The 12,963-nt window shown below is 63.7% G+C and carries 11 protein-coding genes; 5 read left to right on the forward strand and 6 right to left on the reverse strand.

All coding sequences use genetic code 11. The annotated features are described in order from the left end of the window. Positions 1-11: 11 nt before the first annotated feature. The 4 genes from MPN20_RS14690 to MPN20_RS14705 all read right to left on the reverse strand — a co-directional run bounded on the left by MPN20_RS14690 (position 12) and on the right by MPN20_RS14705 (position 6,030). Complete coding sequence (locus tag MPN20_RS14690; RefSeq protein ID WP_347566839.1) at positions 12-1,310, reverse strand: beta-ketoacyl-[acyl-carrier-protein] synthase family protein; 1,299 nt, start codon at positions 1,308-1,310, stop codon at positions 12-14. Between the two features lie 71 nt (positions 1,311-1,381). Next, the gene (locus tag MPN20_RS14695) at positions 1,382-3,064 is read right to left on the reverse strand and encodes a class I adenylate-forming enzyme family protein (RefSeq protein ID WP_242783313.1); all 1,683 of its coding nucleotides are present in this window, start codon (positions 3,062-3,064) and stop codon (positions 1,382-1,384) included. Positions 3,065-3,258: 194 nt separating this feature from the next. Continuing rightward, a complete protein-coding gene (locus MPN20_RS14700) occupies positions 3,259-4,653 on the reverse strand; it encodes an NAD-dependent succinate-semialdehyde dehydrogenase (protein WP_242783315.1) in 1,395 nt (464 codons plus the stop codon). Between the two features lie 288 nt (positions 4,654-4,941). Next, positions 4,942-6,030 (reverse strand): 1-aminocyclopropane-1-carboxylate deaminase, encoded by a 1,089-nt coding sequence (locus MPN20_RS14705; protein WP_242783317.1) that lies wholly within the window; start codon positions 6,028-6,030, stop codon positions 4,942-4,944. Positions 6,031-6,285: 255 nt separating this feature from the next. On the opposite strand from MPN20_RS14705, the gene MPN20_RS14710 reads away from it, so the two are divergent. Further along, positions 6,286-6,942: a GntR family transcriptional regulator gene (locus MPN20_RS14710; RefSeq protein WP_242783318.1), complete on the forward strand. Its 657-nt coding sequence runs from the start codon at positions 6,286-6,288 to the stop codon at positions 6,940-6,942. A gap of 45 nt (positions 6,943-6,987) precedes the next feature. On the opposite strand, the gene MPN20_RS14715 is transcribed toward MPN20_RS14710, so the two are convergent. Further along, complete coding sequence (locus MPN20_RS14715) at positions 6,988-8,610, reverse strand: alanine/glycine:cation symporter family protein (RefSeq protein WP_242783320.1); 1,623 nt, start codon at positions 8,608-8,610, stop codon at positions 6,988-6,990. A gap of 429 nt (positions 8,611-9,039) precedes the next feature. Between MPN20_RS14715 and MPN20_RS14720 the strand changes: the two genes are divergently transcribed. From MPN20_RS14720 to MPN20_RS14730, 3 genes are read left to right on the forward strand one after another with little or no spacing between them, the layout of a single operon-like run. Then, positions 9,040-9,654 carry a DUF6230 family protein gene (locus MPN20_RS14720; RefSeq protein ID WP_242783322.1) on the forward strand — a complete coding sequence of 205 codons (615 nt, stop codon included), beginning with the start codon at positions 9,040-9,042 and terminating at the stop codon, positions 9,652-9,654. Continuing rightward, the gene (locus tag MPN20_RS14725) at positions 9,654-10,238 is read left to right on the forward strand and encodes a DUF6114 domain-containing protein (protein ID WP_242783324.1); all 585 of its coding nucleotides are present in this window, start codon (positions 9,654-9,656) and stop codon (positions 10,236-10,238) included. The genes MPN20_RS14720 and MPN20_RS14725 overlap by 1 nt, the downstream gene beginning before the upstream one ends. Further along, positions 10,235-11,062 (forward strand): hypothetical protein, encoded by an 828-nt coding sequence (locus tag MPN20_RS14730; RefSeq protein ID WP_242783326.1) that lies wholly within the window; start codon positions 10,235-10,237, stop codon positions 11,060-11,062. Before MPN20_RS14725 ends, MPN20_RS14730 begins: the two co-directional genes overlap by 4 nt. Before the next feature lie 104 nt (positions 11,063-11,166). On the opposite strand, the gene MPN20_RS14735 is transcribed toward MPN20_RS14730, so the two are convergent. Further along, positions 11,167-11,913 carry a type 1 glutamine amidotransferase gene (locus tag MPN20_RS14735; RefSeq protein WP_242783328.1) on the reverse strand — a complete coding sequence of 249 codons (747 nt, stop codon included), beginning with the start codon at positions 11,911-11,913 and terminating at the stop codon, positions 11,167-11,169. A 203-nt stretch (positions 11,914-12,116) separates the two neighbouring features. Between MPN20_RS14735 and MPN20_RS14740 the strand changes: the two genes are divergently transcribed. After that, a complete protein-coding gene (locus MPN20_RS14740; RefSeq protein WP_242783330.1) occupies positions 12,117-12,944 on the forward strand; it encodes a MerR family transcriptional regulator in 828 nt (275 codons plus the stop codon). Positions 12,945-12,963: the final 19 nt, after the last annotated feature.

The following is a 12,963-nucleotide window of genomic DNA, read 5'->3' on the forward strand; positions in this document are numbered from 1 at the left end:
GCGCGTTCAGTTCAGCGTTCGGTGGGGTCAGTCTGGGTGCCGGGTCGTCGCAGCACGATCGCTCCGTTGTGCCCGCCGAAGCCGAACGACGTCGACAAGACGGTGTCGACGGACTCGTCAGCTCCATCTTCTGATTCGTCGGTCCTAGCAAGACTGCGGGCTTCACCTGCAACGATGTCCCAGCCCTCGAATTCAGGCTCGCCGAGGTTGATCGTCGGGGGCAGCGTCTGCGCGATCATCGTGCGGATCGCGATGATCGCCTCGACGATGCCCGAAGCCCCGAGGAGGTGCCCGGTCGACGATTTCGTGGCGCTGATCGGGATCGATCGGGCCGCCGTTCCCAGCGCCGCGTCGAAGGCATGGAGCTCGGCCGCATCCCCCGCCGAGGTACCGGTCGCGTGAGCGTTGATGTGGTGGATGTCGGTCGCGCTGAGTCCCGCATCGGCCAGGGCCTCGCGCACCGCTGAGGCGGCGCCGCGTCCTTCGGGGTGCGGGTTCGTCGGATGGTGGGCATCGCTGGCGGCTCCGAAACCGGCGAGCTCGGCCAGTACGGTGGCTCCGCGGGCGGCGGCGGCCTCCTCTGATTCTAGGAGGATCGCGGCGGCGCCCTGGCTCATGACGAAGCCGGTTCGGTCTTTGTCGAAGGGTCGGCTGGCGCTGGTCGGATCGTCTTCGAAGCCGGCGGTGAGCGCCCGCATGTTCGCGTTCGAGGCGAGGTTGACCGGGTTGAGGCAGTCCTCCATGCCGACGACGAGCACCGCATCGGCATATCCGTGGCGGATGCGCCGCAGTCCTTCGCCGAGGCCGATGGCCCCGGACGCGCACGTGGCCGAGACTCCCTGTCCGGGGCCGCGGATGTCGTAGCGCTGGCTCAGCAATGCCGCGGCCGAGTCAGGGGCGCCGTGGATCGCCAGCGTCAACGGGACCGAACGCGGTCCACCCTCGAGCAGCGCCCGGGTCGCGGACTGCATGGCGTCGACGGGTCCGGAGCCGGTTGCGGCGATGACGGCGACGCGGGATCGGTCCCAGGGAAAGGTGTCGCCGCCTGCCGCGATGGCGACCCCCGCCTGCGCGAGGGCCTGGTCGGCGGCGGCGATGGCCCAGTGCTGAACCGGGCTGAGTCTCCGGGCGAGAGATCGGGGCAGCACAGCCTCGGCGTCGAAGCCCTTCACCTGTCCGCCGATGCGCACGGCCAGGTCAGCGAACTGCTCGCCCTCGAGCAGGCCGATCGCGCTGGTCCCGGTGACCACGGAATTCCACAGAGAATCCACGTCAAGCCCGCTCGGGGTGATCGCACCCATTCCGGTCACGACGACCCTGCGATTGACGGTCCTGTGATTGACGGCCCCGCCATTGACGGTCCTGTGATTCTCGTTCGCGCTCACAGGCGCTGTCCTTGTCCGTCCATGATGAGGTCAACGGTTTCGGCCCGCCGAATCTTCCCACCCACCGTTCGCGGCAGACGTTCGAGCACGTAGACGCGGCGCGGAACGAATTGCGGGGCCAGCCGAGCACGGGCATGTTCAAGCAGCGCAGCTTTGCTGATGACAACTGCGCCCCCGTCAGGAGCACTCGTGTCGATCGCGCCCGAGTCGACCGCCGCCGATTCGACGACAAGGGCGATCACGCTGCCCAGACTTGCATCATCCAGGGCGATCGCACACACCTCGCCGAGGTTGTCGTACGTCTCGAACGCACGCTCGACCTCGGGGAGGGAGACCTTGTGACCACCGGTGATCGCGATGTCTCCGGCCCGGCCGGCCAGCTGCAGCATGCCGTTCTCAATCCGTCCTTGGTCGTTGACCGTGGCCCAGCCGTCGGGCCCGCGCAATACTGCGTCGGTGGTGCCGGTGACGTAGCCGTCGGAGCACGCGGCCGCGTGGATCCACAACGTGCCGAGCTCCCCTTCAGGAAGTTCGCCAGCGGGAAGTTCGCCAATGGGGATTTCACCATCAGACCGTGCACCATCAGTCCCGAGTTCCCCCGCTTCCGAGGTCGGGTGGACGCCCCTGATCTGCGCCCCGATGCTCGGGTAGATGCTGATCCACGTCCCGTCGCCATCGCGGCTGTCGCCGATGAATCCGATCTCGGCGGCACCGTAATAGCTGATCAGACGGGTACCGGGCAGAACCTCGGCGAGGCGGTCGCGGATGCTCGCAGGCAGGTTGGCTCCGCCCGTGACGACGAGGTCGAGCCGAGTGAAACGTTCGGGGTCACGCCCAGCCGCCTCGGCGAGGGCACGGACGACTGCGGGGACGGCGACGACACGAGTGATGGCCTCGGCTTCGATGCGCCGTCCCATGGCGATCGGTTCGAACTCGTCGGCGACGTGGACGCTGCCCCCGGTGGCGAGGCTCTCGATGACCGCGTAGAGCGTGAGGCTGTAGGACACGGGCCCCGGCGCCAGGGTCGCGACGCCGGGCAGGGGTTCGAGGTGGGCCGCAGAGACGGCGACATTGTCACGATACTGCTGACGCGTCTTGATGAAGGCCTTCGGATTGCTAGTCGTGCCCGATGAGAAGAGCATGAGGAACGGCTCGGCCGCGTCACGAACTGCGGGCGACGCAAGACTCTCGGGAATGGATGCTTCCGGGGCCCCGCACCCTCGGATCTGAGCATCCCCGACGTCTGCTTCGCGGGCCCGGAAGTCGGCGAGGCTGATGACGGTGCCGGTCCAGCCGGTGGCGGCGAGCGCCTCGGCGAGGTCGGTGCTGTCGCTGATGACCAGACCGATTCCGGTGGTGCGGATGACGCCGAGCTGATGGTCCAGCGGCCACCGCGGGTCGATCGTCGCCGACACGGACCGGAAGCCGGCGAGCCCGGCGATGATGCGGGAGGTGTGGAACGCCGAGGTGGTGGTGACGGCCGTAATCGGAATGCCGTGGGTCTCGGGCGCCGGTTCGGGCGGATCCGCCTGCGCGCGGTGGAGGGAATCGACGACGGCGAATATGCGCCGGGAGTCCTCGACGAGCGCGGAATAGCTGAGACGATCATCAGCCCCGACGATCGCGAGCTGGTCGGGAGACTGCTCGGCAACGTCGAGAATCGTCGAGGTGATCGGCAAGTGCGGCCTCCTATTCAGGACTCCGGCGAACCTCTGTCCGCAACGGCAATTCCAGTATAGGGAGCCATCCCCAACGATCCTCCGGACGGTATCCCGCAGACAGACGCGGGCGCCGGGTGAGCAGCGGGTTTGATACCCGCCACATCACCCGACGCCCGCGCTGCGATTCACAACGGCTTGGCCCCGTCTATCAGTCAGTCAGCGACGTAGTACATGCGCTTGTTGACGAATTCGTCCATGCCGTAGGGGCCTAGCTCGCGGCCGAAGCCTGAACGCTTGGTTCCACCGAACGGAATCTCCGCACCCTCGCCACCGGGGGTGTTGACGTTCGACATGCCCACGTCGAGGCGCTGAGCGAGCTTCGCGGCACGCTCTTCGTCCTTCGAGAACACAGCACCGCCGAGGCCGAAGCGCGTGTCATTGGCCAGCTTGAGCGCTTCTTCGTCGCTGCTCACCTTGTAGACGGTGGCCACAGGCCCGAAGAGCTCCTCGCGGTAGGCGTCCATGTCCGAGGTGATCCCGGTCAGCACGGCCGGCGAAACGTAGGCGGAGCCGTCGGTGGCGAGCTCGCCGCCGACGAGGTTCGCGCCCTGCTCGACCGCACGGTCGAGCTGCTTGCGCAGGTTCTCCGCAGCACCGCGCGAGGACAGCGGTGAGTACTTGCCGTCACCAGCCTCGGCGGGGGTGCCCTTCGTCCAATCCTGGGCGCGCTTGGTCAGTCCGGACACGAAGTCGTCGTAGATGTCGTCCATGACGATCATGCGCTTGTTCGCGTTGCAGACCTGGCCGGTGTTGTAGAGGCGGGTGCCCCACGCGGTATCGACGGCCTCTTCCATGTTGTCCGTGTCGAGGACGATGTAGGGGTCGGAGCCACCGAGTTCGAGCACGGCCTTCTTGAGGTTCTTGCCAGCGGTGGCGGCCACGGCGGAGCCGGCGCGCTCGGAGCCCGTCAGCGATACGCCTTCGACCCGGTCATCAGCGATGATGGTCTCGATCTGCTCATGCGTGGCGTAGACGTTGTTGTACACGCCGTCGGGGATTCCTGCGTCCTTCATGATGTCGGCGATGACCGCTGACGAACGAGGGCAGATCTCCGCGTGCTTGAGGATGATCGTGTTGCCGAGCACGAGGTTCGGCGCCGCAAAACGCGCGACCTGGTAGTACGGGAAGTTCCAGGGCATGATGCCCAGGAGCGGTCCGACGGGCCGGCGCTGAATGAACGCCTTGCCGCCAGACATCGACTTGATGGGCTCGTCCTTGGCGAACTCCGGGCCGTTGTCCGCGTAGTAGTTGAAGATGGCTTCGCAGAACTCGGCCTCTTCGATGCCTTCGGCGACGGGCTTGCCCATCTCCTCGGCGATGATCTTCGCGAGTTCTTCCTTGCGCTCACCGAAGGCCGCCGCGACCTTGTTCACGACTGCGGCGCGTTCCTCGATCGTCTTCTCTCGCCAGCTCAGGAAGCCCTTGTGAGCCGCGTCGAGGATCTCTTCGATCTGCGCGTCAGTGGCGTTGTCGAACTTCTCGACGACCTCACCCGTGGCCGGGTTCTCGACACGGTAGCCGCCTGCAGCACTGCCTACATTGCTCATTCCAGACTCCTTTGACTAATGGCGCCCGGGTGGCGCCGGATAAGGCACTTGCATCGCTGTTCACCGCCGAAATCGACGGATCGCGTATGTCTGCCTCTCACGCTATCAACACGTGACGTGCGCAACAAGTGGCGGAAGCTGGGGGAATCATCAGTTCACGACGACCCGGGCCGCCCTCGCCGAGGAAGTGCGGATTTCGTGGGTAATGTCACGAAATCCGCATCCTCAACGAAAAGCACTCACGATTTCGGCACTATGTGGACCGGCTCTGCGTTGCGACGAAGCGCCTCAGAAGATCGAGCTGTAGGCGTTGAGCGCCAGCTGACCGCCGAGGTGGGCGTAGAGGACGGTGGAATCCTTCGCGATCGCGCGCTGGTTTTCGCCATCTGCCTGACCTCCGTCCCCTGCCTGGCCTCCGTCCTCCCCGCGACTCCCGAAATCAGTTTTGCCGACGAGATCGATCAGTCCAGCCATCGACTTGCCCTCGTAGACGGGGTCGAGGATGACGCCCTCGAGCTCGGCCGTCGTGCGGATCGCGTTGACCGTTGACTCATCGGGGATGCCATAGGCAGGGCCTTCCCATCCGGGACGGATATCGACATCGTCATCGGTGATCTCCCGACCGAGGCCGATGAGTTCTGCCGCATTGTTCGCGATGCGTTTGACCTGGTCACGTGTCTTATCTAGGGTCGCAGAGGCGTCGATGCCGATGACCCGGCGCTTCGGCCCACCGGCTGCCTCGAGGGCGGCGAAGCCTGCGATCATTCCCGCGTGGGTCGACCCGGTCACCGTGCACACGACGATGGTGTCGAAGAATACGCCGAGTTCCTTCTCCTGCTCGGCGACCTCATAAGCCCAGTTGACGAAGCCGAGGGCGCCGAACTTGTGCTCCGACGCTCCTGCCGGGATCGGGTAGGGCTTGCCCCCTGCGGCCTCGACCTCGGCGATTGCGTGCTCCCAGCTCGAGCGGATGCCGATATCGAACCCGGCCGAATCGAGGTGCACATCGGCACCCATGATGCGGGAAAGTTCAATATTGCCGACCTTGTCGTTGACCGGGTCGTCCCAGTCGACCCAGCGCTCCTGCACGAGGCGCGACTTCAGTCCGAGGTGAGCAGCGACGGCAGCGACCTGGCGCGTGTGATTCGACTGGTAGCCGCCGATCGAGACTAAGGTGTCCGCGCCGGAGGCGAGGATGTCGGGAACGATGTATTCGAGCTTGCGGGTCTTGTTGCCGCCGAACGCTAGACCGGAGTTCACATCCTCGCGCTTGGCCCACACCCGAGCCCCGCCGAGGTGGTCGCTGAGTCGCTTCAGCTCGTGGACCGGGCTGGGCCCGAAGGTCAGCGGGTAACGTTCGAAATCGGTGATTGACATGGTGTCCTCTTCGTGTTGTGAGTGTGACTGTGACTGTGGTGCGACTGTGACCGTGGCGTGAGTGTGACCGTGGCGAGTGTGGCAGCCAGGTGCATGTGGCGGACGGAGGCGGACCGGAGGCGACGCTTCCTGTGCAATCCCGCCCCATACAAGTCCCGCCCGCCCCATCCGTAATATGCAATATATTGCATTCTGGAAGTGACTACAATAGATCGAGCAGGACGTCCCACATGCCAGGATCAGGAAGGTTCACGAGTGCCGATCCCCACGAATTCACCGGTGCCCCATCGCCGCCTGCTGCGCGATGACGTCTACCGCTCGATCCGCGATGCGATTGTGCGCGGGCAGCTTGCCCCCGGCGAACAGCTGCGCGATCAGGAACTGGGCGCATGGCTGCAGGTCTCGCGGACACCAGTGAGAGAAGCTCTGCAACGTCTGGCACAGGCCGGACTCGTCGTGGCTCAGCCCGGGAGGATGACCCGGGTCGCACCGGAGGATCCGGACACCATCGCCCATGCCCGCCAGATCGCAGCCGAACTGCATGCACTCGCAATGAGCCTCGCCTTTGCCTCGCTCACCGATTCGGACCTGCAGGCGATGGAAACAGCCAACGACGAACTTCGCTCCGCATTGAACAACGCCGAAATCGACGCAGCTGTCACCGCTGACGACGACTTCCACGACGTGGCGCTGACCAGGAGCGGCAATCCGCTCATCCCCGACCACCTCGAAGTCGTCACGGCCACCCTGCGCCGGACCGAACATCTGCATTTCGACTCGCTGAAGGGATCGGCCTCACCTGACCAGCATGCACGGATCATTGCGGCCGTGCGCGCAAGCGACCAGGCGAGCGCCGTTGAGCTGACCCGCGAGAACTGGTCGACACTGGCCACCGACAATGGAGAACACTGACGTCGCGGCCTGAACTCACCGGCCCGGCCATCTGACCGCACTCACTCACCCTCTCTGCGAGCGTTCCAACTTCTTGACCCTGAGGGAATCCCGCACCTCACGGAGCTTGTCGCGCTTTCGCCGACGGCCCGCCTCGGCGGCCTTGATCTGTTCGGCAGTCGGCTCATGGTCGCCCATGCCGACCTGCAGTTCAGCGGGGGTGACTTCCCGCATGACTCCGACATCGATCCGCTTGCGCAGGCGCAAGATCTCAAGCCTGAGGATGCGAGACAGGAAGTAGAGACCGAGCAGGTTGGGGAAGGCCATGAGGAAGAAGATCGCGTCGGAGAACGCGATGACCGACTCGAGTGACATCGATGCACCGACGATCACGGCGAGTATCCAGAAGACCTGGTAGGCCTTGTCTGCCACCCTCGAGTTGCCCGTCAGGTAGCCCAGAGCCTGCTGACCGTAGTACCCGTAGGCGAGGATCGTCGAGAACGCGAAGAGCACGACGCAGATCGTCAGCAGGATCGGGAACCAGCCGGTCACGGTGGCGAAGGCCTCCGAGGTCAGCCCGATCCCATCCTCCGTGGATGAGCCGTAGAGGCCTGCGGTGATGATCGCCAGCGAAGTCAGGGTGCAGATGATGACCGAGTCGATGAGCGGTTCCCACATCGCCGCGAACCCCTCGGTCGCGGGCTTCGTCGTCTTCGACGCCGCGTGCGCCATACCGGCCGAACCGACCCCGGCTGCGTTCGAGAACAGAGCGCGCTGGATGCCGACGATCGCGACGCCGATGATTCCACCGGTGACGCCGTCGGGGCTGAATGCACCGGTGAACATGAGGGCGAAGGCATGCGGGATCTCGCCGGCATTCACGACGAGGATGACCGCGACACTGAGGAAGTAGAGTATCGCCATCATCGGAGTCAGCTTCGACGTCCACTGTCCGATCTTCTTGATGCCGCCGAGGATGACCAACGCGGTCAGCGCAGCGATGACGGCGCCGATGAGCCACAATTTGCCGTCGAGGAAGCTGTCGTCGCCGCCGGTGGCCTTGACCAGGATCGATGCCGCCTGGTTAGCCTGGAAGAGATTTCCCGCACCGATCACGCCGATGACGGTGGTGATCGCATAGAAGAAGGCGAGGAACTTGCCGAGTTTGGGTCGCCCGATCTCCGCGAGCCCATCGCGCAGGTAGTACATCGGTCCGCCTGAGACGGTTCCGTCCGAGTTGATCTGGCGGTACTTCACGCCGAGCGTGGCCTCGGCCATCTTCACTGTCATTGCGAAGAAGCCGAAGATGATGATCCACAGTGCCGCTCCCGGCCCGCCGATGGTGATGGCGACAGCGACGCCGGCGATGTTGCCAAGGCCGACGGTGCCCGAGAGCTCGGTGGCGAGTGCCTGGAAGCTCGAGACCTGTCCGGGGTCCGTCTTGCGGGTGAAGCGACCGCGGATGATGCCGATCGAATACCTCAGCCCGGTGACCGGCTGAAAGCGCAGATAGATGGTGAGGAACACCGCGGCGGCCATGAGCCAGACGACGATGAGGGGAATGCCGACACCGCCGATGGTGAGCTCGAAGAAGACGATATTGCTGAAAGCCTGCGCGATCGGGCCGACGAACGACTCGATCGCCTGGTCCACGCCCCCAGCAGCAGTGATGGAGGGTGCGGCGGTCATGATGTCAGAGGCTCTGACACCTGATGCAGTGACATCAGAGGCAGTGGAATCAAGGTCTGCGAGGGGAGGCATCTGGACGACAGTGTCAGTGATGGAGTTCATTCTCACGGGCGCAAATAGCGATTCGTCCGGAGGATCGGTCCGGCACCGGCGCCTGCCAACAACCTAGCAAGCGCAAAGGGTCTTGTCAGGTTGTGTTGATCAATTGTTCAGTTTGATGCGGTTCCGACCAGGCACCTTCGCCCCCTGAAACACGAATCCGCACGTCAGCGGAACAGTCTTCCACTACAGAGTTTTTCACCGAACGATTCATCAGCCAGCAGCTGTTGACGCGGAAATCATGACCGATATACTCGTCGGTAACACCCCGTGGTAACTTACGTCACAATTGCGGCGCCTACATAGTAGTCGGTGTCAGGAGGAGAAACAATGAAGTTCCCGAAGTTCAACACCATCCGCAAAATCGGCTCATCGCACACAGGAAGAATCGCCATGGTCGCGATTCCTGCAGGCATCGTCTCCGCCGCCCTGATGGGCGGAGTCGCCCAGGGCGCTGTCCCGGTCTCGTTCGCGGTATCCGGGACTCAGTTCCAGATCACCTCGTCGCAGCTTGAGGGAACCGGGTTCTCCCAGTACAGCGGGACAGCGAAGGACGCCAAGGGTGAACAGCACGATGTGGTTACCGCCAACATCAAGGATGCTACCCTCGCGAATCTCTGCCAGTCGGCAGTCACGAAGACACCGATGGGCAAAGTCGGCATCCTCATCAAGGCTGGCGGCGGGAAAGAACCAGCATCCGCGAAGGACCTGCAGATCGGGATGACGGGACTCCGGGGCGACGCCGAGTTCAAGAACATTCGGATCGGCGTCGACGCATCCGACGTCAGTACTAAGAACAAGGGCTCCAAGGGTGACTTCGCCCAGGACGCCGACACCGTTTCGATCAAGAACCTGGAACAGGACTCGTGGAGCACCACGGCTTCGGTCTTCACTCTCAAAGACATGTCACTGAAGCTGACTGACGGATCCGAGACGTGCTTCTGATGAGAGAATCATCAACCAGCGAGCACCAGACCAGCGAATTTGCACTGACGCGGCGAAGCCGTCGCAACGCTGAGAAGGGCACGACCACCATGGACCATTCCACACCGGAGGACGACTCCATTCAGGAGATCGACTCGAATCCGGAGAATGACGAGTCCGGTCAGGACAGCTCGCAGCAGCGCCCCGGCTTCCGTCACTGGCGCAGGCAACGACCATTCATCAGCGGGGTGCTGGTGGTGCTGGGGGGTATCGAGCTCTTCTTCTCCGGCCAACTCGATACCGGGAACCTGCACATTCAATTCGGCATCGAGGGTCTGCAAGCCACGATCATTCCGATCGCTCTCGTGGTGCTCGGGCTGTTCGCAATCTTCCAGCCCAAGCAGCACATGTTCTACGGGATCATCGCTCTCGTGCTCGCTGTCTACTCACTGATCGGTGTGAACCTCGGCGGATTCATCATCGGCATGCTGCTGGCCAGCATCGGGTCGGTTCTCGTGGTCGCCTGGATGGGACCGCGCGATCCAGTGACGGATGCCGAGCGGAAGGACGGCGAGGCATCCGCAGGCGAAGAAGGGAACTCATGAGGACACCGATCCGCCGTACAGCACTGCTCCTGTCCGTGCTCGCGCTGGCCGTCCCTTCAACTGTGGGAGCGGCGGCACCGGAAGCCGAGTCATCTGGAATCTGCCTCCGCATCTTCGGGTGCGAGGAACCAGATAGCAAGGAGCCGAAGGAGCCAGCTGGCAAGAACCCAACCGTTGATCCTGCGGTCCCGGCACCGGCGAAGCCGGATTCGCCGAGTGAGAAGCCGGCGGACCCGGTCAAGCCAGGACCAACCAAGTCTCCTGAGCCGTCCGAGACACCGACCGAGGAACCGACGGATACACCCACAGATGAGCCGACCGACGAACCCACAGAGGAACCGACGGACGATCCATCCGGGATTCCGGCAGAACCTGTCAAGCCGACCGACGATGACGACTCACCGATCTTCACGAAGCATCCGGCAGCGATGGGGTCCGAGTCCCTGTCGTTCTCAGGTCTGAGTGGAATCTCGATCGTCAGGGTTCCGACTGCTGACGGGGGCAAGACAACGGCCCTGAAGATCTCTGCGGATTCGATCTCAATCAAAGGATTCTCGCTCACTGTGAGCCCTCCCGATAAGCCTGCAGGGGGTGGACTGGTGACCAAGGCCGATACGATGACGCTCAAGGGAAACGTCAGTGTCTACATCGGTTCGATCACCGCCACCACCAAGGACGGGAAGTCGCTCACGCTGGGCACGAAGACCGCGCCGCCTTTGGATGACGTCAAACCGGGCCTGCTTCGGGTGACGATGGGTCTTGTCGGCTCCACCGCTGATTCCATCGAATACACGACTACAGATCAGAAGATCAAGGAGCCCTGACCCACCAGGTCACGTCTCTCCTGCTCAACAGCGACCACCTCGCACCGCCTATCCGGCGGCGAGGTGGTCGCTTTCTTCGTGCACTCAGGTAGCTTGCCTGTCACTCAGGTAGCTTGTCTGTCTCTCAGGAAGTCGACGAAACTGTGCGCGAGCGCGCGGTTGATCCGGATCAGTTCAGCGTCCGCCGCGGCGACTTCAGCTTTGATGGACTCGTGGGTCTTCCCCTCCGGCAGGGCGAGCGGATCCGAATTCAACCACTGTTCGATCTGCGCGGAATTGGTCTCGGGGTGAAACTGAGTGCCCCACGCGAATTCGCCGACCCGGTAGCCCTGCACCGGAGCGTCGGATCCCGTCAGCAGCAGTTCGCCGCCGTCCGGCAGCTCCATCTCCTCCTGATGGAAGAGGACGGCCGGGATCGTCGCGCCCGGACCCGCAGGCGACGAGGAGTCGGCAAGGGCCGCAAAGACCGGATCGGACTCCCCCGCCGAGGTGGTGTGCAGATTGTAGATTCCGATCTGTGGCCGTGCACGACGGACGATCCTCGCCGAGGTGGCCGCCGCGAGGAGCTCACCGCCGAGGCAGATGTTGAAGCTGGGGAACTCCCCCGCCACTGACCGCCGAAGCAGCTCTCTGACCTGGGGCAGCCACGGGTTGTCCGTATCGTCCAGGGGTCCTGCCGAGCCGCCTAGAACGATGAGCGCCGCATATCCCTCAAGGCCGGCAGGGAGCGGGTCGTCAAGGTAGGGGCGCAGAATGACCACTTCTGCGCCGGCCTCGACCAGCCATTCGCCGAATCGCCCCGGACCAGCACCGTCTTCGTGCTCGATGACCAAGATTCTCATTTCACTCATGCCGACCATTCTCACCGATCCGGAAGGCGGACTTCGACATAGTCTTGAAACTGGCACAGATGTGAAAATGGCCTGGGGTCGAATCTGACAATCTGGCTCGAGGTTGAATCTGACACTGGGTTGAATCTGACACTGTGGCAGGTGCGTCAATGGCTATGACGACAGCAGCAATTCGCGAACACTGGAGATCGGGAGGTCCACTGATGAAGATCGGTGAATTCGCACGGCTCGGCCAGGTGTCCGTCCGGATGCTCCGGCACTACGAGTCACTTGGCCTGCTGCAGCCGCACGAGGTCGACCGCTTCAGCAGCCATCGCAGCTACTCGGTGGCTCAGCTGACCCGATTGAACCGGATCATGGCGCTGAATTCCCTGGGCATCCCGCTCAGGAAAGTGGCCGAGTTCCTCGACTCCGGCCTCAGCACACCCGAGCTAGTCGACATGCTCGAGCTTCGTCGTCACCAGCTGCAGGCCGAACAAGCGGCCACCGCAGCCACATTGGCCGACGTCGAATTTCGACTGGCCCTTATCGAAAGGACCACCATGGGGCACCCGGACTGCATCATCAAAGAACTGCCCGCAGAGCGGATCATCGGTACCACCGTAAGGCTCGGCGAGCCCCCGTTCGACACCTCAGAGATCGGGCCGCTCTTCGCCCACGTCGCCCAGCAGATCGCGAGCACCGGTGGCGACCCGAGCATCGGTGTCGGCCTGTACACCGACACCGAGGCCGGCACAGAAGTCACGTGCGGCTACCGTGCAAGCCCGGATGGGGGCAACGGGAACACGGGCCTCGAGACCAGCGAACTGCAGATCACCGAGCTGCCGCCCTGCACTGCGGCCACGCTCATCCACGAAGGGTCGATGAGCCGGATCGGCGCGAGCTGGCAGCATCTCTCCGAGTGGTGTGTCACTCAGGGATACTCACTCAACGGCCCGTGCCGTGAGATCTATCTGGAGGCCGGAGACGGCAGCGATGACTCCGACCAGTCGGACTGGGTGGTCGAACTTCAGCAGCCGATCACGAACTGAGCACACGAGTCGGGGCCCG

The organism is Brevibacterium sp. ZH18, from assembly GCF_022748595.1.
Classification (GTDB): domain Bacteria; phylum Actinomycetota; class Actinomycetes; order Actinomycetales; family Brevibacteriaceae; genus Brevibacterium.